The organism is Bowmanella yangjiangensis (assembly GCF_018531185.1).
In the GTDB taxonomy this organism is placed as follows: Bacteria; Pseudomonadota; Gammaproteobacteria; order Enterobacterales; family Alteromonadaceae; genus Bowmanella; species Bowmanella yangjiangensis.
Window position 1 is genome coordinate 1,519,306 of sequence record NZ_JAHDJU010000001.1, and the last position, 22,349, is coordinate 1,541,654.

A 22,349-nucleotide genomic window follows, 5' to 3' on the forward strand; every position below is an offset into this window, starting at 1 on the left:
TACGGATGGCTTTTTACAGTCAGTAAGCTTGTTCGCTTTATCGGTGGAAGTAAAAAAGCCATTCAATGTGCTGAATGGCTTTTTAGTTCAGGCAAGTTAATTGCCGTATATCAATAGAAGTTCATTTTAAACTCAACACCGACTATACGGGGTTCGTTCACAAATACCGTGTTGTTGTTAAAGTCGACAGCACCTTTGATATTGTCTTCATCGGTAATATTGCGTCCGAACAGCGCCACAGTAAAATCATGACTGAAATTCTCATAGCCAATACGCAAGCCACCTTCGAAGTTATCTTTGGTACGGAATTCCACCGCATCATAAAGGAACAGATTGGTCTTACCCTGGAATGCCCAGTCAGTGAAGACAAAAAACTCACCGTCGTCACCCATTGGTACAGCATAGCGAGCGGTAAAGTTAACAATCTGCTTAGGTGATTGCGGGAAAGGGTTACCGTCAATCAGTGCCTGGCCATTTACCATAGGATCCAGCACGGTACATTGGCCCGAACCGCAAGGAGCGACGGTTTGATCATCATCCTGCAATTCGGTATCGCTGTAGCCATAGCCAGCGGTCAGGGTCAGATTGTCGGTGGCCAAATATTCCAGGTCAATTTCAAAGCCTTTGCCTTCGCCACTGTCGGCATTCAGCAGGCTGTTGCCCTGAGCTTCACCACCTATAGCAGATATTTGAATATCATCAATTTCATAGTAGAACAGCGCCACATTTAAACGCAGGGTGTTATCCAGTAAATCCGATTTCATACCCACTTCGAAGGAAGTGATGGTCTCAGCGTCCGCTGTGGTAGGTGCGCCTTCAAAAGCAACGTTACGGCCTTGAATAGTTTGTGCCCTGAAGCCACTGGCTAGTCTGCTGAACAGGCTGGTGCTGTCAGTCAGATTATAGTTAAGTGCCAGCTCCCAACTCAGCTGACCGTCATCAACGTTAATGTCTTGATAGTTTTGAATTTGACACTCTGTGATGCCGTCTCCATTGAAATCCAGGAACAAACAGGCTCCACCCACATTTTGGGCACCTACACTAAAGTCCTTCTCATCGTAGGTATAACGTAAGCCACCGGTCAGGCTTAGCTGCTCTGAAAGGTCATAGGAGCCCTGGCCAAATACTGCCCAAGTGTAGTTGTCGTGGTAGACAGTGGTGGCGCCAAAAAGACCGTCGATACTGGTAACGCCAAAGGAGGAGTCAAAGAAGAAGGCACCAAACTGCCAATCGTAACCTCGGGTTCCCTCGCTGGCGATACGTAGCTCTTGGGTAAATTGCTTAAGATCATCAAGTTGGTCTTCGGTGACCGCGTCAAAAGGGATAAAGCCGGGGCCAACACCCGCGACACCACCATCAATATCGCCTTTACCTTTGCCATCTGCGGTTTCGTAGGCGGTAATAGAGGTTAGGCTGAAGCCGTCGAAGCCCTTTTCCATTTTTAACGAGGCGCCATGACTGCGATACTTCTGGAAGTTATTATCGCCTTTATCGTAGGACACGCGGTCTCTGTCGTAGCTGCTGTTCAGATCGTTACTGCCGGTGCTGACCGCATTGGCGCGGAATATAGAGGCGGTACCGTCTAAGTCGCGGGTATGCAGGTTTAGTAGGGCACTAAAGTCATTGTTTTCATACAGCAGTTGCAGGCGCCCGGCATTCTCATGAAAACCACCCATGGCATCTTCTTCACCGGTAAAATCATTGGCTATCCAGTCATTGCGGTTTTGCGAGAGACCAGACAGACGGAATGACCACTCATCGTTAATGGCATTGCCCACGGCACCTTCGAAGTTCAGTGTACCGTAGGTACCACCGGCGGCTTTGACAAAGGCATCGAAGCTCTGACCGGGTTTAGCCGTATCAAACTTTACGATTCCGGCGGTGGTGTTGCGCCCGAACAAGCTGCCTTGCGGGCCACGGATCACTTCTACTCGTTGTACGTCAAACAGTGGGAAGCTTTTCAGGATCACGTTTTCCATTACCACGTCGTCCATGATAATCGAAACTGGCTGGGAGGCGGCCAGGTCGAAATCGGAGTTGCCCAGGCCGCGAATATAGAAGCGTGGCGCTACACGACCATTAGAGGACTCCGCGTACAAACCGGGGATGCGGTTAGCCAGTGCCTGCACGTCGTCACCGGCGGAGAATATTGCCTGTAATCTTTCGCCACTTAGCGCTGCAATGGAGATAGGAACTTCCTGAATGCTCTGGGTACGCTTTTGGGCGGTGACTTCAATTTTTTCCAGTGTATTGGTTTCTTTTTTGGCGCTTTCTTCCTGGGCCATCAAAGGTGCGGAGAGCAGGGCAGCCTGTACAGCCAGGCCAACCAAGGCTTTGTTCATGGTTTTCATTGTGTGTACTCGTTAGTGTGCGTCTGTAGGCATTTAAAAATGCCGCTTATTATTTCTTAGCCTAAAAATGCCGTAGCGCAATGTCATTGCACAGGATCGGCATGAAACGTCCTTTACTAGTCAGGTTTATCTTAGAAACCCGAGCTGTTTATAAAGTCCCAATCTTTTTATTAGATTAAGTTGTTTTTATTTAATTGATTTTTGCTTCTTAAAAAGCCGGGTAAGCTTAAACCCTGAATCGGATTATGGGAACAACCAATGCGTAAAACCGTTACATTTGCCGTCCTTCATTTCGGGATAGCCTTTACTATCACTTACCTGCTGACCGGAGATGTGTTGGTAGGTGGTTTGGTGGCATTGGTAGAGCCAGCAGTCAACACCCTGGCCTTTTATTTCCATGAGAAAGTATGGCATCGGATTGAGGCCAAACGCAGTCAAGGCCGGATGCAGCAACTCGCTGTCTAATGCTTATGATGTTCCAGCCAGGCTTTTAAAGCGGCAGGCTTAATGGGTTTGGCCAAGAAGCTTACGCCCATGTTCTGCGCTCTTATCTTCAAACTCTCATCTTTAGCTGCGGTAACCAACAAGGCGGGCAGGGGGCTTTGCCAACGATGGCGAAGTTTCTCTATCAAGGCCAAGCCATCTGTCCTGTCATCATCAAGTTGGTAATCGATAATCAGCACATCTGGCGCCTGGTGGCTGTGCGCATGATCCAGTGCGTCGTTAACGGATTGTAGGTATTCACCCTGGCATCCCCATTTACCTAACAAGGTTTGCAGGGCATCCAGATTGGTTGGGTTGTCATCTACACACAGTGCCATGGTGCCGGTAAATTGCTGCTTGCTGGTATCGACCGGGCTTTGATTTTTCAGCATCATGCTGTTGCCAAGCGGCACGGTCACACTGAAACAGCTGCCTTTGCCAGGTTCCGAGCGAAGTTGAATCGGGTGGTTAAGCTGCTCGCTCATTTTCTTCACCACACTTAAACCTAACCCAACTCCTTTGACTTCGCCGCGGTGCGCCCGATAGAAATCAGAGAATACATCGGCCTGTTCGGTCTCGTTAATGCCAAAGCCGGTGTCCCACACCTGGATAAGCAGATTTTCACCGCGCTTACGACAGCCTACCAATACTTGGCCGTTGGGGCTGTATTTGATGGCATTGGATATCAGATTCTGCAGAATGCGCCGCAGGTAGGTCGGGTCGCTATATACCACCATAGGACAAGCCCGAATAGTCAGGGCCACCTGATTCAGCTCGGCTTGCATCCGGAATTCCTGCTCCAGTGGCCGGATTAAATCCATCATGCTGATATGCGATAGTGTAGGCGTGAGTGCACCTTGTTCCAGCTTGGCTATCTCCAGTAGCGTCGAGATAAGCTGTTCACTGGAGGTAAGTGAGGTACTGAGCTTATGCACTATTTGCTGATTGTGATCAGAAAGCTGTTCTTCATCCAAAGAAGACAAATACAATCGTGCCGCATTTAGCGGTTGCAGAATATCGTGACTGGCCAAGGCCAAAAAACGGGTTTTAGACTGATTAGCCTGTTCAGCTACTTGTTTGGCCTGGGTTAGCTCGGCGTTGATTTCGCGGATCTGACGAGTACGGTGGTCAATGCGTTTTTCCAGGTCGATATTGGCATCTTCCAACGCCTTTTGGATTTCAACGTGCTCGGTAATATCGTTGAAACTGGTAACAAAGCCACCATTAGGTAATGGGTTACCATTCATCTCAATCACCCGTCCATCGGAACGGCGTCGAATAAAGCGGTGCGGCGAGCCTTGTTGCATATGGTCAATACGCTTGCACACTAGCTCTTCAACATCCCCCGGTCCACATTCACCATTAACGGCATTAAAGCGCACCAGATTTTCAATGGGCTGACCAATTTCCACCATACCCGGAGGGTAGTTAAACAGATCTAAATAGGCTTTGTTCCAGGCAACCAGTTTAAGATCGCGGTCCACCACACTGATCCCCTGGCTAATGTTCTCAATACTGGAAAAGAGGATGGCTTGGTTAGTTTTAAGGGCTTCGGTGGTATCTTCAAAGAAGTTGAAAACCTCTTCTACATCCATTTGCTGACCGGATACCAGCACTTTAATCAAGGTACGCGCGGAACTGCCGCCCAATACCCCGGATAAGGAGCGTTCACAGAACTGAATAAAGTCGTCACTGGGCAGACTGCCCCCGTCGAGAGGCTCCTGATGCTCCCTGGCGTAGCGTTCCATCAGTTGTGCCGTTCTGTTGTGTCCGATAAAAGTATTGAGCAGTTCCTGTAAATCCGCTACCCGGATTTTGCTTTGTGCGGTAACCCTGCGGGTTGCCGGTGTCAGGGCATTGGGTGTGACAAAGGCACTGGCCTGCATACGCTCGAGTAAACTGTGTCCTGCACTTAATGAAAACAGCAGGTAGCCAGCCAGATTTGCCATCCAACTAATAACAACGCCCTGAGTGATAATACTGACGCTGTTATCACCATGTTGCTCGGCCAGCGGGAACATCACAAACAGCACCCAGCAGCCTATGCCCAAGGCCAATCCGGCCAGCACACCACTGGCATGGCCCTGGCGCCAATACAGGCCGCCTAAGATGGCTGGCATCAACTGCACCACCAAAGAAAAGGCTAATAAGCCCATACTGGCCAGCGCGCTTTGGTCGGCCCAACTGCTGAAGTACACATAGGCCATCAGCAGAATCAGGAAAATCACTAAACGACGAATGTTCAGTAATTTCTGTTTGTAGGTTTTATCTTTCAGCCAGCGCTGGGGTTGATTACGCAGCAACAGTGGCACTATCACATCGTTGGTCAGCATAGTGGAAAGGGCCAGGCTGGATACCACTATCATGGCAGTAGCGGCAGAGATGCCGCCCAAAAAGATAAGCAGGCTGAGCAGATGCTGGTCTTGCGATAGCGGCAACTGCATCAAAAAGGTGTCTTGATCCACGCCACTGCCGGCAAACAGCAGATTACCGGCCAGCGCCACTGGCACAATGGCCACTGCGGTTAACAACAAATAGAGCGGGAACAGCCAGCGGGCCATGGCCATATGCGACATCTTGTGGTTGTCGACGATCATGACGTGGAACTGACGGGGCATACAGAATATGGCCGCAGCAGCCATGGCGGCTTGCACCAAAAAGTCGAAGGCCGACCCTTGCCAGTCGTGCCAGCCTTCTAGCTGTTTTTGTACTGCCTGGGTGGATATTTCAGGGCTAGTTAGTAAACCGAAGGCAAACAGGGCGGCGCAACAAAGGCCAAACAACTTGACCAGGGATTCGGCACCAATGGCCAGCATCAAACCAGAACGGTATTGGGTAATATCTGAGTGACGGGTGCCGAAAATAACCGCAAATACTGCCATGATTAGCGTGGCAACCAAGGCTTTGTAATCCCCCCCGGATTGCGCATTAAATCCCGCGAACACACTGAAACTGGCGTCTACCGCCTTAAGTTGCAGGGCAATATAAGGAATAGTGGCTAGCGTCATTAACAAGGTGACCAGCACAGCAATGCTGCGCTTTTTGCCATAGCGGGAGGAGATAAAGTCAGACACCGAGGTGATATTTTGTTTTTTGCTCACCAACAGCATCTTTTGCAGCATGGGATAGCCGAACAAAAACAGCAGGATGGGTCCGAGCAAGATGGGCAGATACTGCCACTGGGATTTGGCCGCCTGACCAACTGCACCATAGTAGGTCCATGACGTGCAATAGATACCCAACGCCAGGCTGTAAATTACAGGTTGGCGTGCCAGGCTATTGGCTTTGGAGCCGGACTTGTCACCTTTTTGAGCCAGCCAGAACAGCAGCCCAACATAGGCCAGTGCAGCAAGGATCCAAAAAATTGTCATGGGCAGGTTACATCGTCGTCCATTTCCTTGCGCCTACTCTAGCACGGACCGCCGTTTTTTTTCCGGCATATTCGACCAAGGTCGATTGTGCTAACCCGGCATTAAATATGGGCTACGACCATGGTCTAAGTTTTTTCGATGTTTTTTAACAGAATCTTTACCTTGTTGAACGGCTAAACCTGCCGCTCGCATCTTCCCTAAAAGCCAGTCCATCGCCATGTTTACCGCTTCTGGCTAGGGATAGCTGGCTATTTCCAGAGGTCAGTATCCGATCTCATAGCCGTACAAGCTGAACCGTATTAATACAAGGGGTTCGACTAAAGTCGGGCTACCAGGGGCAGGTGACACTGCTAAATTAACAACTGTTTTACAACAAGAACGATAGGAGTAAACAAATGGCGGAAGACAAGAAGATGGCTGAAGCCTATTGGCAAGCTAACTTACGTTTGATCGCCGGCTGCCTGGTTGTATGGGCACTGGCGTCCTATGGATTCGGAATTTTGCTGCGCCCTATGCTGTCAGGCATTAGTGTCGGCGGCACGGATCTCGGTTTCTGGTTTGCCCAGCAAGGGTCAATCCTGACTTTCATTGCGTTGATCTTTTTCTATGCCTGGAGAATGAATCAGCTGGATAATAAATACGGCGTACACGAGGAGTAGGGCAAATGAGTCAGTTTGCAATTAACCTTATCTTTGTTGGTGCGTCCTTTGCCCTCTATATTGGCATCGCCATTTGGGCCAGGGCCGGATCGACGCGAGATTTCTACGTAGCTGGTGGTGGCGTACACCCTGTAATGAACGGAATGGCAACGGCCGCTGACTGGATGTCTGCGGCATCGTTCATTTCTATGGCGGGTCTTATCGCTGCTGGTGGCTATGCAAACTCTACCTTCCTGATGGGATGGACAGGTGGTTATGTATTGTTGGCCATGTTGCTTGCACCTTACCTGAGAAAATTCGGTAAATTTACGGTACCGGATTTCATCGGCGATCGTTTTTACAGCTCGGGTGCCCGTTTGGTGGCGGTAGCCTGCTTGATCATTGCCTCGGTTACTTATGTTATCGGTCAGATGACAGGTGCTGGTGTAGCGTTTAGCCGCTTCCTGGAAGTAGATAGCAGCACAGGTCTGATGATTGCTGCGGTGGTGGTGTTCTTATACGCCGTATTGGGCGGTATGAAAGGTATCACTTACACTCAGGTTGCACAGTATGTGGTGCTGATTATTGCCTACACTATTCCTGCGGTATTTATCTCTTTGCAGTTAACCGGCAATCCAATCCCGGCTCTGGGCCTGTTCTCAGAACATACTGAATCCGGCATGCCTTTGCTGGCTAAGCTGGACATGGTTGTGCGTGACTTGGGCTTTACCGATTACACCGCCGATGTGTCTAACAAACTGAATATGGTGCTGTTCACTCTGTCGCTGATGATCGGTACTGCAGGTCTGCCACACGTTATTATTCGTTTCTTCACCGTACCTAAGGTTGCTGATGCACGTTGGTCTGCGGGATGGGCGTTGGTGTTTATCGCTTTGCTGTATCTGACTGCACCTGCTGTTGCTTCTATGGCGCGTCTGAACTTGCTAAACACTATTTATCCAGCTGGACCAACGGCTGATGCAATTCAATATGATGAGCGTCCAAACTGGATCCAAACCTGGGAGCAAACTGGCCTGATCAAGTTTGAAGACAAAAACGGTGACGGTCGCATCCAGATGTATAAAGAGTCTCCTGCTTTTGCTGCAACGGCTGAGTCCCGCGGTTGGAAAGGTAATGAGCTGACAGTCAACAACGACATCCTGGTACTGGCGAATCCTGAGATTGCTAATCTGCCTGGCTGGGTTGTGGGTCTGATTGCTGCAGGTGGTTTGGCTGCGGCGTTGTCTACGGCTGCAGGTTTGCTACTGGCGATATCCTCGGCGGTTAGTCATGACCTGATAAAAGGCTCAATTAACCCGCAAATCAGTGAAAAGAACGAGTTGCTAGCAGCCCGTATTTCCATGGCGGTGGCGATTGTTGTGGCAACCTATCTGGGAATGAATCCGCCCGGCTTTGCTGCGCAGGTGGTGGCGCTGGCCTTCGGTATCGCGGCGGCGTCAATCTTCCCTGCTTTGATGATGGGTATCTTCTCCAAGCGCATCAATAACAAAGGTGTGATTTGTGGCATGCTGGCAGGTTTGATTTCTACCCTGGTGTACATCTTCTTGTACTTGGGCTGGTTCTTCATTCCTGGCACCAACTCCATGCCGAATACTCCGGATAACTGGATTCTGGGTATCTCACCCTTGTCCTTCGGTGCAATAGGTGCGGTAATTAACTTTGCGGTCGCCTTCGCAGTGTCTGCGGTCACAGAAGAGCCACCAGAAAGTATCCAGGAACTGGTTGAAAGCGTACGCTACCCAAGAGGAGCGGGTACTGCGGTAGACCACTAAGGTTTCCTCGAAACGGATATTCGACATAAAGTAGTTAGGCGGGCTGGTGACAGCCCGCTTTCATAATTAAAGATGTTCAAAGAAGGAAGTACCTATGTTGTGGGAGTTTGTTGCAACCCTGGTAGCAGGTATCGGCGCAGCGGGTATCGCGCTGATGATTCGTAAGCTGAGCAAAAACAAGACACCCAAGTGGTTGATTCCTGTGTTTGCCGGACTGGGAATACTGGGCTTTCAGGTACAAGCCGAATATAACTGGTACGCACATCAGACAAGCTTATTACCGGATGGTGTTAAAGTGGTACGCAGTGTCGATGAGCAAGCCTGGTATCGTCCATGGAGCTTTGTGTGGCCGCAAACCGTGCGCTTTATGGCGGTGGATACCAAGAATGTGGCGACTAATGACAATCACGCCGATTGGCTAATGATTGATCTCTATCTGTTTGAGCGTCGCATGGCAGCCAAAAGGGTAACCCAGGTGCTCAGTTGTCAGGCTAAAGCTATGGCGCCCTTTTCCGACAAACTGTCGGCTCCCGACGCAGGACAGGGCCTTAACCGGGACTGGGTAAAACTGGCATCCGATGACCCTCTGCTTGCGCTGCTATGTAGAGAGTAGACTATGAATGAATCCACCCTGGCATTTTTACATCGCTGTGCCCCTTTTGATCGCCTTCCCGACGTTTTGCTTCAGTATTGTCAGCGCCATCTGACCTTACATTACCTGTGTCAGGATAATGTGCTGGAAGTCGTACCCAGGGATAAACCCCAGTTATATCTGATCAAACAGGGTACTTTTGACTTGATTGGCAGCAACCGTCAACTTATCGAGCGACTAGAGCCGGGGGATCTGTTTGGTTATCCGTCATTGATGACCAAACGCGCAATTACCAATACCGTTAAGGTGTTAGAAGAAGGTTTTCTGTTTGCCTTAGGTCAGGCGCATTTTGATTACCTGTGCCAGCACAACAAAGAGTTTGCCGATTATTTTGCCCGCGCACTGGGCGACCGTTTGCTCACCGAAACGCGCCGGGATATCAGCACTGACTGGACTCAATTACCTATTGCCGACATCATTGAAAGGCCGGTTATTCGCTTAGACGGTCATCAAAGCATGGCGGAGGCAGCCGCGCTGATGACCGAGCAAAAAGTGTCCTGTTTGTTGATTTGTGAACAAGAAGAACTGGTGGGTATTGTTACTGACCGGGATATCCGCAGCCGTGTAGTTGCTGCCAGACAATCCTTTGATTTACCCGTCAGGCAATTTATGACCTCACCTGTCATCAGCATTGAAAGCGAAGCGCCTCTGTTTGATGCCATGCAACTGATGACCAGTCACAATGTACATCATGTGGCGGTGGTAAATGACAATCAGCCGGTTGGGGTGATCACCGCCACCGACCTGATGCGCCAGCAGCGCAGCGAACCATTATTTTTAATTAACCGTATTCGTAAAGCAGAGAATGTTGACCAGCTTGAGGCCATTGCCGAACAGGTGCCTGAGCACCTGAATCAGTTTGCCAACCGGGTCGTGGATGTGCGTTTGGTAGGCGATATGCTGGCTACCTTCACCGATGCTTTTAATGTGCAATTGATTCGTTTGTATTTGCGTGAGCATGGGCCGGCCCCTTGCGCTTTTGTGTGGCTGACCTTTGGCTCTCAGGCCCGTCGCGATCAGTCCATGAGTTCAGATCAGGATAACGGTCTGCTGCTTGATGATGCTGCCGATGAGCAAGCCAGGGCCTGGTTTGCCGAGCTGGCTGAATTTGTCTGCCAAGGCCTGGCACGCTGCGGGCTGACCTTATGCAAAGGCAACATCATGGCCAGCAACCCTGACTTGCGTCAGCCCTTGGCGGCCTGGCTGGAAAAGTTCAGGGGCTGGACGCAGGAGCCGGACCAAAAAGCACTGCTGCACAGCAACATCTTTTTTGACCGGCGTATGCTGTATGGTGACAAATGGCTGTTTGAGCAATTTGATAAGCAAATCGCCGGTTTTGCGCAAAATCAGATCTTTTTGGCCAATTTGGCTGCCAATGCGGCGGATTTGGCGGTGCCCATCGGCTTGTTTAATCGCTTCCGAACCCGGCAGATTGGTAAACATCGCGAAGTACTGGATATCAAGAAAAGCGCCATTGCCATTATTAACGATATTGTCCGTATCCATGCCTTAAATGCAGGAATTCGCCAGTGCAGTACCCCGGAACGTTTACTGGTGCTGGGTGAAAACAAAAGTATGAACCGCAAGGATTGTCAGGATCTGTTAGCAGCTTGGCGATTCCTGGTGCAACTGCGCTTGCAGCATCAATTGGGGCAGGCTGAGCCGGATAATTTTATTGCCCCGGATGGGCTCGACTCCCTAGCTCGTCGTCAGTTGAAAAGTGCATTCAGACTGATAAAGGATGCACAGGAAGGATTGGCATTGAAGTATTCCCGGGGGGCTTTTTGAGTAATCTGGCCAGACATATCAAGCAGTGGTTTGCGGCCAAACCTAAATTGGCCGATTGGCGGGAATATCGTTATTTGGCACTGGATTTAGAACTCTCCAGCTTGGATCCGAACCAAGGCGAGATATTGTCCATTGGTTGGGTGGCAGTTAAACCACCGACCATTTATCAGCAACAAGGGGTAGAGTTGTTGATTAAAGATCCAGGGGATTTGGGCCAAAGTCCGGTTATCCATGGTCTAACCCGCAGGCAATTGAACAGTGGCATTTCGCTAAAAGACGCATTGGGGCAACTATTGGAGGCCACATCCCAGGACAGTGACAACTTGTGGTTGTTACATCATGCTGGACTTGATGTGGCGTTCTTACGTAAAGCCTTTGAGGACTGTGGTTTACCTTTTGAGACACCACGTATAGTGGATACCTTCAGGCTGGAGCAGCGGTTGTTAATGCGCCGTGGCAAAGAGCCCCAGTTTGAGGGGCTCACGCTGGATAAATGCCGCCAGCGTTATGGCCTGGACGCGCATCCCGCCCATAATGCGCTGGAAGATGCGCTGGCTACCGCAGAGTTGTTTCTCTGCCATGGCTATCAGAATTTCGGCAAGCATGGGCGCAGTTTGTCTGACTTGCTTTCCCGGCCTTAAGATTGGCTCGCTAATCCACCCATAAGTCCCTATCGAGGCGAACCTGCGAAGCTAACTAACGACATGAGGCATGACGGCAGAGTACTTTCTGCACTATACATTGCATTATGTTGATTCGGCATTGCGCTTAGCTTGTGTAAAAGACGCGCTAAAACAACCATGCCTTTATATTGGTCCGCTCAGATAAATTGGAATGTCGGCTAATAGGTGCCACTTGGAATTTCAGCTATGATGCGCCAGCTTGATATGCAGATGGAGCCTTAATGAGCATTGTATATTTGAACGGGCAGTATATGCCCATGGAACAGGCCAGCATTTCTCCGCTGGACAGGGGTTTTCTGTTTGGCGACGGAATTTATGAAGTGATCCCTTGTTTTAATGCCAAACCTGTAGGTTTTGCGTTGCATATGCAACGCATGCAGGACGGTTTGGCAGAACTGGGTATCAAGCTGTCTACCACGCTGGCTGAATGGCGAGAGATTGTCGAGCAGCTACTGGATGCCAATGGCAAAGGCAACCTGGGCGTTTATTTGCACGTGAGCCGCGGAATGCAGCCAAAACGCAGTCATGCCTATCCGTCAGAGATTACGCCTACGGTTTTTGGCTTTGCCTTTGAGATAGGTGATTCGCCATCGTCAAATCCGGCACAAGTGAAGACCTTTCGGGCAGTGACTGAACAAGACAGACGCTGGCGACGTTGCCATATAAAATCCACTGCGCTGCTCGGCAATATTATGCACTACCATCAAGGGCAGCAGCGCGGTGCAGATGAAGTGCTGCTGTTTAATGAAGACCAACAGTTAACCGAAGCGGCGTCTTGTAACGTATTTATGGTTAAGGACGGTGTGATTGCTACTCCTGAGCTGGATCATCAGATACTGCCAGGTATCACCCGCCACCTGTTGCTGGCCATTTTGCGTAAAGATGGCAGTTTTAAGGTGGAAGAGCGTCCCATCAGTTTGGATGAAGTGTTAAACGCTGATGAACTATGGTTAACCAGTTCAAGCAAAGAAGTAGCACCAATCGTCAGCCTAAATGGTGAACCTGTCGGCAGTGGTCAGCCCGGCCCAGTGTGGGAGCAGGCCCAAACACTATTTTCCGCACATAAATACGAGTACTGATCTAGTGATATAAAAAAAGCTGCCTAGGCAGCTTTTTTTACGGATAGCGAATATCACTCGCCGTCGTTGCACACGGGATCACAGTATCCGTATAGGTACAAGCTGTGATGGGTGAGTCTGATGTTATTTGCTTTGGCAACCTCAGCCTGACGTTGCTCGATGATTTCGTCTTCGAACTCCACCACTTTACCACATCTGAGACAAACCAAATGGTCATGATGTTTCTTATGACCGATCTCAAATACGGATTTGCCGCCTTCGAAATGGTGTCGATCCAATAGACCGGCATCGTCAAACTGGTTTAGCACCCGGTAAACCGTGGCCAGGCCAATCTCTTCACCTTGTTCCAATAGGATCTTGTATACGTCTTCAGCACTGATGTGCTGGTTTTTAGGATCCTGCAGTATCTCGAGGATTTTGATACGGGGTAAGGTGACCTTCAGGCCAGCTTTTTTCAACTCTTGGTTCTGATCCATGCAACAGGTGCCAACATTGTTCTAGGTGGTCTCATTATAGGGAAGTCGGGCAAGATGAAAAGCCATTCCATGGCAATTGTCTAACCGCTCAACGACGACTGCATGTGTTTTACCCATCTGTTGGCGTAGAGGAATCAACCATTGGCAAGTTGTTAAGCTGCTGTTAACATCCTGGTCAGACCAGGTGGCGCAGGGAAATGCCTGACGTTCTCGGTGTTTGAGGTCGTCATTTAGCTATCCATGGACTATATAAAATAATCAAAGAGGGTGTGAACTCTCAAATAATCAGGTAGTTATCCATGCGAATAACCGTTGTTGGTAAAATCATTACCGGCTTTGTACTGTTTGGCCTGCTGTTATTGTGCACCAGTATCCTGTCTTACTGGGGGTTATCCAGTATCCGTGATTCGGCCCAATTGGTGGCTAAAGAAAAAATGCCGGTTCAGGCGAAAATGTTGGCTGCGCAAACTCAGATCCTGACTCTGGATAAAGTCTCCTTGCAAGGTTACTTTCTTAATCAGCCTGACAGGCTGAACGCCAATTTTGATGAATTCAGTCGTCTGTCCTCACAGTTTCGGGACTTGTTGACGCAACTTGACACCTTGCCTTTGGCTGATGATGAAAAGCAAAGTCTGCAACAGGCCGTAGAGGCGTCATCGCAATACCTAACGGCATCCACTGCTATGTATGAATTACGCCGTCAGGCACTGCAGGCTAAACAACAAATCAGTGAATACTATAAAGAGCTACAGTTCAGCGGTGGAGATGCCGGGGCGAACTTGCTGGATATGGCAGAGCTGGATGGTGCCGAAGAGGGACGTTTGGCTTCCGTGGTCGGGGCTGGCGGACGCATAGACAATATCATCATTACCTTGCTGAATGCCTCGAAAGAGTATCTGGTCGCCACCGATGCAGAACTGAGTACCAATATTGAAGAAAATCTGGTGCTGACCCTTGGGGATCTGAATAACAACGTTGATTACATAAACAGATTGGCCGAGGGCGTGGATACAGACGGCCTGATGGCTGCGTTTAATGAACAGTATCAGATCTTCGTCAATCAGTTTAACGGTGAAGAGGGATTAATCTCGCAGCAGCGTCATCGCATCCAACTGATAGTGCAGGCGGAGCAGCAAATGACCCAGGCCGATGAAAGTGTGCAACTTGCCAGACAGCACCTGGCGACGTTATTCGCTAAGGTCAATGGCGACACGCTGGACGGGCAAAATGCCATACTGGATGTGGTACAGAGCAATATTGTCAAAACCCTGGTGATTCTGGGTTTAGCGCTGGTGTTGGTGGTGATTATAGGTACCATGGCGGCGCGCAGTATCTCTCGTCCGCTGGAAAAAATCCGTGCTAGCCTGAGCATTATCAGTCAGGGCGATTTAACCCACAAAGCCGACACTACGGGCAACGATGAGTTTGCGGCCTTAGCGCGGGATGTCAATCAGCTTAGCGCCAGTCTGCACCAGGTGGTAGAGCGTATTACTCGTCAAGAGGGGCTGTTGAATGAAGCGACGCGCAGCAGCCAGACCTTATCGCAAAAGACCCTTCAGCAAGTTGAGCAGCAAACCCGCCAGATCAGACAAACTGCTACCCACACTGAGCAGGTTAGGGCAACCAGCAAGAGCAATCTTGGCCAGATTCAGGAAAGCCAAGAGCGCCTGAACCGGGTGCTGGAGCAAACGGCCAGAGCCAGTGAATTGGTTGGCGCCTCGCATCAGCAAATTCAGGCTCAGGCCGAACAAGCCGTGCATTCGGGACAGATCATTGATCGGCTGGATAACAACAGTCGTAATATAGGCGGCATTTTGGATGTGATTAAAACCATCGCGGCCCAGACCAATTTACTGGCGTTAAATGCAGCTATTGAAGCCGCCCGGGCTGGAGAGCAGGGAAGAGGCTTTGCGGTGGTGGCCGATGAGGTTAGAACCTTAGCCAATCGTACCCATCAATCCACCGAAGAAATTGAAAAGATGATCCTAAGCTTACAATCTGATGCGGGGCAAGCAGTGGCGGCCATCGAAACAGGGCAGAGCCAGGCTCAGGAAAGTGTCGGTTTGATTGAAAAGGTTAATGATGAAATAGGCGTCATTCGAGAGATTATTGAAGAGCTGGCGAAGGTGAATGTCGAGATAGTCAGTGACACGGAAAATCAGGATGAACTGTTAGATGCGGTGACAAGTAGCTTGCAACAGATTGTGGAGCTGACCGAGCAAAGTGGACAATCTACCCGCCAGTCTAGTGACGCTATTGCCGAAGTGGGCGAGTTGATGCATCAGCTAAACCAAGCCGTCGCGCGCTTCAAGTTGTAAAAAAGGGGCCTTTGGGCCCCTTTGTTGTCTCTCTCAGCCCAAGTAGGGCTAAAGTTCAACTGGCCAAGTTAGAAGCTGTAGTTTATCCCGGCGCCATAAGTAGCGGGTTCTCCCACTAATCTGGCACCCGCATTCAGCTCCAGAAAATACTCTTTATCCAGAATATTACGGCCATAGGCATATAAGGTCATGCCGCTATTCATGGCCAGTTCCAGACGCAAGCCCAGTAGGGAATACGCAGGGGTCAGGTTTCCTTCACCAGCGTTTAGGCGGTTTGACTCTTCATCATGGAAGCTGTACTCCAGGCGGGCACGCAGTTGTGAGTCTGACAACAAGTGCAGATACTCAAAAGCGGCATTGCCACTCCAGCGTGGAGAGCCGGGCAGGGGATCGCCCAGGGTATTTTGCACATCATTGACCCGGTTGGAGTGGAACTCGGTGATCTCTGAGTCCAGGTAGGTTACCGCTGCATCCAGGCTGAATGACTGATTGTCTCCTTGCCAAACCGGCAAAGACAGGGCGGCTTCGCCTCCTTTGACTTCAGCTTTACCGACGTTGGTGCGGCCGTTGGTGTCGTTAGCCAGGCGCGCCGTGGCTTGCAGCTCTTCAAACTCATAGGAGAACAGGTCCAGACTCAGGTTCAGGCCTTCTTCATGAACGTAGCGCAGACCAGCTTCATAGGCCAGAACTTCCTCTGAATCAAAAGGTTCTGTCTCTTCCAGAGTAAAGATAGACGTACCGTCAAAACCGCCGCCACGATAGGCTGTACCCACGGAGGCAAAAACGTTCAGACGGTCAGATACATAGTAAGTGGCCGAGAGCTTGCCTGACAGGTTGTTGTCGGTGAACTCTCTGTCCCAGGAGAAGTTTGACGGGGATTTGAAGTAGTCTTCATACACCGACACGCCCCAAGGATTGTGGTCGATGTTACTGCCTCGAAACTTCACTTGGTCACTGGTGTAGCGAAGACCGGCATTAATGCTCAAGTCATCGGTCAGATACCAGTCCAGATTTCCAAACAGGGCAGAGCTGTTGCGGCGCTGGTTATAGGGCGAGCTGTACTGTGACATCACCGCATAGCTGGTCCAGTCGCTGATAAAATCGACGCTGTCGCTAACAATAAAGGCGCCGACCAACCAATCCACTTCACCGCCGCTAACATCGGACAGTCGTACTTCCAGTGAGCTTTGTTCCAGCTCTTCATCAAAGTCGTAGCGGAACTTAGGGAAAGGCGTACCGTCACCATTACCGGACACGTTACGTTCGCTTTTTTGATAGCCAGCCAGCACATCCAGGCTCATTTGATTGGGGAGTTGGTGAGAAAACTCGCCGTTAAAGCCGCTGACATCGATTTGATGCGAGTAATACTCGGACGCGTAGAAACGATAAGGATCGCTGTCTTCACCAGCGTTCAGGGCCGGTTTGTCGTCACTGAAGGCGATACGGTCATACTGGCGGGTATCACCGTTATTGGCGCTCATAAAATAACGCAAAGTTAGTTCAGTGAGCGGGCTGAATGCATATTGCACTGTACCACGCATGGCAAACAGGTCGGCATCTCCAAAGCCTTCACGTTTGCCCGGATCGCTGACTGGCGGGATGATGCCTTCAAAGCCTTCAGGTACATATCCGGCAAAGCTTCCAGCCCCTTCACCGTCCATAAAACCGCCACCCTGACGCATGGTTACCGCTACACGGGCACCCAGCTTATCGGAAAGTGGACCGCCTACTGCAAAGGTGCCTGAAATATGATCATATGAGCCGTACTCCAGTTCAGCATATCCTTCGAGGCTATCTGTGGCACCGCGGGTAATGGCGTTGATGGCACCTGCTGTGGTGTTACGGCCATACAAGGTGCCTTGTGGGCCTTTAACCACCTCAATACGCTCTAAATCAAATAATGGCATGCTCAGGTAGGCATTGGAGGTTTGGTAGATGCCATCCACATGCAAGGCCACTGAAGGGTTACCGTTGGGTTTGTAATCATCGGCGCCACCGATACCGCGAATGGTGATAAAGCTGTTTTCCGGGCCGCCAAAGGCCGAGTTGATAGATACGCCTGCCAGGCTGTCCACCAGATCGGTGAAATCACTGATACCCTTGTCACGAATCGCCTGCTGACCCAATACCGACAGTGCTACCGGCACGTCTTGCAGAGTGCTTTCGCGTTTCATGGCGGTAACCACGATTTCATCCATGCTCTTAGTGGAAGATACCTGTTGCTCATTAGTCACCTGAGCATTGGTTTGACCGGCTTTGATCACTAAGGTGCCGTTATGGTCTTGTTGTACCTGCAGGCCACTGCCTTTAAGCATTTGGCGCACTTGCTCCAATGGTGGCAGGGTGCTGTCGGCCGTTGCGGCGGTTTTGTCCCGTACCAGCCGAGTTGGCGCAATGATCACTAAGCCCAATTGCTGTGACAGCGAGTTGAGCGCTTGCCCTAAAGGCAGGCCGGTGAGCGTTGTCGCTTCGCTTTGTGCATAACTGACACTGGCAACACCCAAAGTCAGGGCGGAAACAACGGCCAGGTGGCAAAGAGAATGTTTAACAGGCGCCGGTATGGCTTTCATGTGCAAATACTCCAGTGGTTAGTTTGTGTGACGTCTGATGTCACTCAAAGGAGTCCGGCGCGGCGGATATTTTCCAGGAAAAGGCTAAATGTCATGGAATCTTCATATAACTGGACAGGATTTATTCAGACTGCTGGATTAGTGTGCGGCCAGATTGCTGAACCAGCTTGAGGTCGTGAGCCAAGAGTAAACCAGATAACATCTGCTCAATTTGGTCCAGGCGGCAGGAGGTGGTGATCTGCAAGGCAGCCAGTTCAGGATCTTCAATCTCAATGGGAGTAGCACGGTAGCGATTTATCTGTGCCATTACCTGCGCGAGCGGTGTACCGTCATAACTCAGCCGACCTTGTAACCAGGCCAAAGTACTCTTACTGTCAAATTGGCGCACCTCACCCAGCAAGCGCCCTTCGGTATTGGCCAGTTGCTGTTGCCCCGCTGCCAGCATGACCACTTGGTCAGCACGGCTGGTGTCGAGGGCGCTTAACTGGACTAGCCCTTCATGCACAGACAGTCGCATTTGGTCTTCCTGTAGGCTGATTTCAAATTCGGTACCCACAACTTGTATGCGGGAGCCTGCGCTGCTGATGACAAAAGGATGCGCCACGTCATGAGCAATATCGAAGTACAGCGTGCCCGATTGCATAGCCAAATATCGTTCATTGTCTTTACGTTCAAAGCTAAAGCGAGCCTGACCCGCAGACACCAGGCGGCTGCCGTCGGGCAGGGTGATTGCGGTATTGGTATGTTCAGGAGTCTGGAACTGCTGAACGACCTGCTGACTGACCGGCAGCGTTTTATGCTGCCAGTTTATTCCTGTGACCAGCAAGATAGCGGCAGCAGCCATACCCAACCAAGCCGATACATTGGTTCTGGGTTTGCTGCGCTTCATCGGCTGCGGCGGCAGCATGTCGCTAAGTTCGGCCAGGTTGTCCAGCAGGCCCAACTGACGCCATAGCTTTTCACTTCTGATAAATGCCTGTCGGTGTTTGTCAGAACGATTCAGCCAGTGGCTGAATTCGGCTTTTAATTGCTCGTCAGGGCTGTCATTAAAGAGTTTTATCAGCCAGGCCCGCGCCTCAGCCTCAATGGCCACCTGATTGTCATGTGCTGTCATCAATCTCTATCCTGTGGTTGACTGGCGGCTAACTGGGCGAGAGCGCTGGTCAATTGACGGCTGATATCCGCCAGGCTCCAGCCGGTTTGTTCAGCAATTTGTGCGTAGGTTTGGCCCTTGATTCGACAGCGCAGCAAGATTTCTCGTTGTTTGTCATTTAGCTCTGCTACGGCCCGTTGCAATGCATCCATTTGTTGCGCCTGTGCAAGCAATTGTTCCGGACATAAGTCGTTTAGCAATACGTTGTCATCTTCCAGTTGTTCGGCAAGGAATTCGCGGGTTTTGATGATATGACCAACAGACTTATGGCCAATATTGAACGCCACTTTATATAAAAATGCCCTGGGATTAAGTACATGGTTGAGACTGTCCATTTGCGATAATCGGGTGAACGCCTCTTGAGCAATATCCTGTGGATCCGGGGGGCCTTCACCATACAAATGGCGCAATCTTGCGCATAGTTCTGACCAGTACTGATGATAAAGTTTTTCTACCAAACGCCTCTGACGAAGTTTGGGATTATCGGCACTGAAAGTCGTGACCTTCACTGAAGGAAATGTGGGGAATGATTCTGCCTTGTTCATCCTGCAAGCCATGAAACTGGCACCAGAGGTGGTGCGGGGAATGCCTTGGGATGCGCAGCTTAGCGGTGCTTTGTTACAGATTTATGGCGACAAAAAAAGGAGCCTCAGGCTCCTTTCTTGTTTGGCTTACTCAAGTTCAGCCAGGCACATTTCTTCATGGATCTGTTTGCACCAGGCTTTCACCCGCTGCTCGGTCAGTTCTGGTTGACGATCTTCGTCAATACCCAGACCCACAAAATGGGTGTCATCGGCCATGCCTTTGCTGGCTTCAAAATGATAGCCTTCGGTAGGCCAATGTCCGATGATGATGGCACCGCGAGCTTCAACGATATCGCGGATCATGCCCATGGCATCCAGGAAATACTCGGCATAGTCTTCCTGATCGCCACAGCCAAAAATGGCCACCAGCTTGTCGGTGAAATCAATTTCTTCCAATTCAGGGAAGAAGTCATCCCAATCACATTGGGCCTCACCGTAGTACCAAGTCGGGATACCGAACATTAGCAGATCAAAGTTAGCAATATCCTCTTTGCTGCTTTTGGCGATATCGTGGACTTCGATTAAGTTCTTGCCCAGCTCTTTTTGAATCATCTTGGCAACATGTTCGGTGTTGCCTGTGTCGCTACCGAAAAATAGTCCAACACTTGCCATATGTCTTGATACCTCTGTTTGACGTGGTTAGCCGCCCACGCCGGATGATTGCCAAAATACTTGAATCAGCCCCTTTGCCAGGAAGCCTGCGGCGCCAAGAAACAGCACCAGATAAACCACGGCCCGACCTACCATAGGTACGTCGTTTTTTTTCAGCACATCGTGCACTGCAAAGCCCATCAGCAGGAACAGGGCAACCAAGGTCAGGTTGAGGACAATGGTTTCAATCTGCTCATAATACTGGCTCAACATGGCTTTGATACCTCATGAAAACGGCGCGGACTATAGCACAACACCGTTCTATATGCTAATTAGTCTCATTTACGCGAATGAAATCGCGAACAATCTTGCAAAAAGCGGCGGGCTTTTCTGCATGTAACCAATGACCAGCATCGGCAATAATGCGCCCCTGACTACGCGGAAACTGCGCGGCGATTGTATCCTTATACGCAGCCTGGAGATAGTCTGATTGACCACCTTTAATAAAAAGCGTTGGTCCGTCGTAGCGAAGACCACTAAATGGCCAATCGGTAATCTTGCTGTAATCCCGCTGTAGTAAGTCTAGATTAAAGCGCCAATGCCATTTTCCTTGCTCCTGAGCCAGACTTTTCAGCAAAAACTGTCTGACCCCGGGCTCTTTTATATGCACGGCCATTTGTGCATCTGCCTGCCGTCTGTCTTGCAGGGTGGGCAAATCTACCTGATTCAGCCCGGCAAAAATACCGCTGTGTCTGTCATGATAGGCAACCGGGGCAATATCTGCGACTATCAGTTGGGCAACCTGTTTAGGTGCATGCATTGCCAGGCTCATTGCGACCTTGCCGCCCATGGAATGTCCAAGCAGGGTGACATTGGTTAAATCCAGACTATTTAACAGCTGCAATACTTGCTCGCTGTAATGCGCATAGCTGAATGCTTGGCTATGTGGAGAGCGCCCATGATCAGGTAAGTCGATGGCAATGATTTGAAACTGGTTTTCCAGCTCACGTTTGATTCCGCCCAGATTTTCCAGGCTGCCAAACAAACCGTGTAGCAATACTACCGGGCTGCCCTGGCCACTGATTTGATAGTTCAAGGTCATGGGATTGGATTGCACGAAAATATAAAGCGCGCCGTTATAACATAAACAGACTATGTAGCGCGAGACTGTACCCGAAAGCCAGGCCAAGTATAATGAGCGCCAGGTGAATAATCAGCAGTAGAAAAAATGAAAAATATAGAAATTGATGAAGAGCTGTATCGTTATATTGCCGCACAAACCCAGCATATTGGTGAAAGTGCCTCGCAAATCCTGCGCCGCTTGTTGTTTAGTGACGGCGCTGTAAAGCCTTCCACAGCCCAGGTAGCTGCCGTCAAAGAGGAACCTGCGGTTATTGCACCTGTTAAGGTGGCACCTGTTGCAAAGTCGGCGTTGCCGGTTCAGGAAGGGGCACTGTTTGATTTTCTTGAACAGTCTGGTGTCGCTGAGATGGGCAGTGTAGTTGAGCGCTTTATTGAAGTATTGGCGGCACTGGCACGTTTTCAGGGCAAAGAATTTGCTAAGGTGCTGGAACTTAAAGGCCGCAACCGCACATATTTTGCCATCAGCAAAGAAGAATTGTTGGCCGCAGGCAGCAGTACCAACCCCAAAATGTTGCCAGGTAGCTGCTATTGGGTGGTGACTAACAACAATACCCGTAAAAAGCTGACGATGATTTTGGAAGTGGCTAAGTTACTGGGATATAGCACGCAGGACGCAAATCGACTCGCGCGTTTCCTTGACCCTGAGTTTCAAGGTGACGCAGAGTAAACTGTAATT

The 22,349-nt window shown here is 50.1% G+C and carries 18 protein-coding genes; 9 read left to right on the top strand and 9 right to left on the bottom strand.

From position 1 onward, the window contains the following. Positions 1-110 precede the first annotated feature (110 nt). On the bottom strand, positions 111-2,351 hold the full coding sequence (locus KJY73_RS06815) for a TonB-dependent receptor (RefSeq protein ID WP_214341836.1): 2,241 nt from the start codon (positions 2,349-2,351) through the stop codon (positions 111-113). A 258-nt stretch (positions 2,352-2,609) separates the two neighbouring features. On the opposite strand from KJY73_RS06815, the gene KJY73_RS06820 reads away from it, so the two are divergent. Then, on the top strand, positions 2,610-2,816 hold the full coding sequence (locus KJY73_RS06820) for a DUF2061 domain-containing protein (RefSeq protein ID WP_214341838.1): 207 nt from the start codon (positions 2,610-2,612) through the stop codon (positions 2,814-2,816). On the opposite strand, the gene KJY73_RS06825 is transcribed toward KJY73_RS06820, so the two are convergent. Beyond that, positions 2,813-6,205 (bottom strand): hybrid sensor histidine kinase/response regulator, encoded by a 3,393-nt coding sequence (locus tag KJY73_RS06825; RefSeq protein ID WP_214341841.1) that lies wholly within the window; start codon positions 6,203-6,205, stop codon positions 2,813-2,815. The two genes, KJY73_RS06820 and KJY73_RS06825, sit on opposite strands and share 4 nt — an antisense overlap. Positions 6,206-6,600: 395 nt before the next feature. Between KJY73_RS06825 and KJY73_RS06830 the strand changes: the two genes are divergently transcribed. From KJY73_RS06830 to KJY73_RS06855, 6 genes are all read left to right on the top strand, one after another. Next, positions 6,601-6,864, top strand: coding sequence for a DUF4212 domain-containing protein (locus KJY73_RS06830; protein ID WP_214341843.1), 264 nt, complete (start codon positions 6,601-6,603; stop codon positions 6,862-6,864). A 5-nt stretch (positions 6,865-6,869) separates the two neighbouring features. Next, positions 6,870-8,636, top strand: a complete 1,767-nt coding sequence (locus KJY73_RS06835; RefSeq protein ID WP_214341845.1) for a sodium:solute symporter family protein — start codon at positions 6,870-6,872, stop codon at positions 8,634-8,636. A gap of 94 nt (positions 8,637-8,730) precedes the next feature. Continuing rightward, a complete protein-coding gene (locus KJY73_RS06840) occupies positions 8,731-9,249 on the top strand; it encodes a hypothetical protein (protein ID WP_214341847.1) in 519 nt (172 codons plus the stop codon). Between the two features lie 3 nt (positions 9,250-9,252). Further along, positions 9,253-11,076, top strand: a complete 1,824-nt coding sequence (locus KJY73_RS06845; protein ID WP_206593698.1) for a DUF294 nucleotidyltransferase-like domain-containing protein — start codon at positions 9,253-9,255, stop codon at positions 11,074-11,076. Further along, entirely contained in the window at positions 11,073-11,717 is a 645-nt protein-coding gene (locus tag KJY73_RS06850; RefSeq protein ID WP_214341848.1) for a 3'-5' exonuclease, read from the top strand. The genes KJY73_RS06845 and KJY73_RS06850 overlap by 4 nt, the downstream gene beginning before the upstream one ends. A gap of 263 nt (positions 11,718-11,980) precedes the next feature. Next, a complete protein-coding gene (locus KJY73_RS06855) occupies positions 11,981-12,838 on the top strand; it encodes a D-amino acid aminotransferase (protein WP_214341850.1) in 858 nt (285 codons plus the stop codon). Positions 12,839-12,891: 53 nt separating this feature from the next. On the opposite strand, the gene fur is transcribed toward KJY73_RS06855, so the two are convergent. Beyond that, positions 12,892-13,314: a ferric iron uptake transcriptional regulator gene (fur, locus tag KJY73_RS06860; RefSeq protein WP_206593695.1), complete on the bottom strand. Its 423-nt coding sequence runs from the start codon at positions 13,312-13,314 to the stop codon at positions 12,892-12,894. A 299-nt stretch (positions 13,315-13,613) separates the two neighbouring features. Between fur and KJY73_RS06865 the strand changes: the two genes are divergently transcribed. After that, entirely contained in the window at positions 13,614-15,632 is a 2,019-nt protein-coding gene (locus KJY73_RS06865) for a methyl-accepting chemotaxis protein (RefSeq protein WP_214341852.1), read from the top strand. Positions 15,633-15,700: 68 nt separating this feature from the next. Here KJY73_RS06865 and KJY73_RS06870 read toward each other — a convergent pair whose 3' ends face one another. The 6 genes from KJY73_RS06870 to KJY73_RS06895 all read right to left on the bottom strand — a co-directional run bounded on the left by KJY73_RS06870 (position 15,701) and on the right by KJY73_RS06895 (position 21,632). Continuing rightward, a complete protein-coding gene (locus tag KJY73_RS06870; RefSeq protein WP_214341854.1) occupies positions 15,701-18,202 on the bottom strand; it encodes a TonB-dependent receptor in 2,502 nt (833 codons plus the stop codon). Positions 18,203-18,323: 121 nt separating this feature from the next. Further along, positions 18,324-19,316 carry a FecR family protein gene (locus tag KJY73_RS06875; RefSeq protein ID WP_214341857.1) on the bottom strand — a complete coding sequence of 331 codons (993 nt, stop codon included), beginning with the start codon at positions 19,314-19,316 and terminating at the stop codon, positions 18,324-18,326. Next, positions 19,316-19,900 (bottom strand): RNA polymerase sigma factor, encoded by a 585-nt coding sequence (locus KJY73_RS06880; protein WP_214341860.1) that lies wholly within the window; start codon positions 19,898-19,900, stop codon positions 19,316-19,318. Before KJY73_RS06880 ends, KJY73_RS06875 begins: the two co-directional genes overlap by 1 nt. 126 nt (positions 19,901-20,026) lie before the next feature. Next, on the bottom strand, positions 20,027-20,551 hold the full coding sequence (gene fldA / locus KJY73_RS06885) for a flavodoxin FldA (RefSeq protein ID WP_214341863.1): 525 nt from the start codon (positions 20,549-20,551) through the stop codon (positions 20,027-20,029). Between the two features lie 27 nt (positions 20,552-20,578). After that, on the bottom strand, positions 20,579-20,803 hold the full coding sequence (locus tag KJY73_RS06890; protein ID WP_206593689.1) for a DUF2788 domain-containing protein: 225 nt from the start codon (positions 20,801-20,803) through the stop codon (positions 20,579-20,581). A gap of 55 nt (positions 20,804-20,858) precedes the next feature. Further along, a complete protein-coding gene (locus tag KJY73_RS06895) occupies positions 20,859-21,632 on the bottom strand; it encodes an alpha/beta fold hydrolase (protein ID WP_214341865.1) in 774 nt (257 codons plus the stop codon). A 126-nt stretch (positions 21,633-21,758) separates the two neighbouring features. Between KJY73_RS06895 and KJY73_RS06900 the strand changes: the two genes are divergently transcribed. Beyond that, complete coding sequence (locus tag KJY73_RS06900; RefSeq protein WP_214341868.1) at positions 21,759-22,340, top strand: hypothetical protein; 582 nt, start codon at positions 21,759-21,761, stop codon at positions 22,338-22,340. The last annotated feature ends 9 nt before the right edge of the window (positions 22,341-22,349 follow it).

What these genes read in the sequence shown, in the direction of transcription:
- KJY73_RS06820 (WP_214341838.1), top strand. Translation starts at nt 2,610, where the DNA reads ATGCGTAAAACCGTTACATTTGCCGTCCTTCATTTCGGGATAGCCTTT.
- KJY73_RS06815 (WP_214341836.1), bottom strand. Translation starts at nt 2,351, where the DNA reads ATGAAAACCATGAACAAAGCCTTGGTTGGCCTGGCTGTACAGGCTGCC.
- KJY73_RS06825 (WP_214341841.1), bottom strand. Translation starts at nt 6,205, where the DNA reads ATGACAATTTTTTGGATCCTTGCTGCACTGGCCTATGTTGGGCTGCTG.
- fldA (WP_214341863.1), bottom strand. Translation starts at nt 20,551, where the DNA reads ATGGCAAGTGTTGGACTATTTTTCGGTAGCGACACAGGCAACACCGAA.
- KJY73_RS06875 (WP_214341857.1), bottom strand. Translation starts at nt 19,316, where the DNA reads ATGACAGCACATGACAATCAGGTGGCCATTGAGGCTGAGGCGCGGGCC.
- KJY73_RS06835 (WP_214341845.1), top strand. Translation starts at nt 6,870, where the DNA reads ATGAGTCAGTTTGCAATTAACCTTATCTTTGTTGGTGCGTCCTTTGCC.
- KJY73_RS06830 (WP_214341843.1), top strand. Translation starts at nt 6,601, where the DNA reads ATGGCGGAAGACAAGAAGATGGCTGAAGCCTATTGGCAAGCTAACTTA.
- KJY73_RS06845 (WP_206593698.1), top strand. Translation starts at nt 9,253, where the DNA reads ATGAATGAATCCACCCTGGCATTTTTACATCGCTGTGCCCCTTTTGAT.
- KJY73_RS06865 (WP_214341852.1), top strand. Translation starts at nt 13,614, where the DNA reads ATGCGAATAACCGTTGTTGGTAAAATCATTACCGGCTTTGTACTGTTT.
- KJY73_RS06840 (WP_214341847.1), top strand. Translation starts at nt 8,731, where the DNA reads ATGTTGTGGGAGTTTGTTGCAACCCTGGTAGCAGGTATCGGCGCAGCG.
- KJY73_RS06880 (WP_214341860.1), bottom strand. Translation starts at nt 19,900, where the DNA reads ATGAACAAGGCAGAATCATTCCCCACATTTCCTTCAGTGAAGGTCACG.
- KJY73_RS06855 (WP_214341850.1), top strand. Translation starts at nt 11,981, where the DNA reads ATGAGCATTGTATATTTGAACGGGCAGTATATGCCCATGGAACAGGCC.
- fur (WP_206593695.1), bottom strand. Translation starts at nt 13,314, where the DNA reads ATGGATCAGAACCAAGAGTTGAAAAAAGCTGGCCTGAAGGTCACCTTA.
- KJY73_RS06870 (WP_214341854.1), bottom strand. Translation starts at nt 18,202, where the DNA reads ATGAAAGCCATACCGGCGCCTGTTAAACATTCTCTTTGCCACCTGGCC.
- KJY73_RS06900 (WP_214341868.1), top strand. Translation starts at nt 21,759, where the DNA reads ATGAAAAATATAGAAATTGATGAAGAGCTGTATCGTTATATTGCCGCA.
- KJY73_RS06895 (WP_214341865.1), bottom strand. Translation starts at nt 21,632, where the DNA reads ATGACCTTGAACTATCAAATCAGTGGCCAGGGCAGCCCGGTAGTATTG.
- KJY73_RS06890 (WP_206593689.1), bottom strand. Translation starts at nt 20,803, where the DNA reads ATGTTGAGCCAGTATTATGAGCAGATTGAAACCATTGTCCTCAACCTG.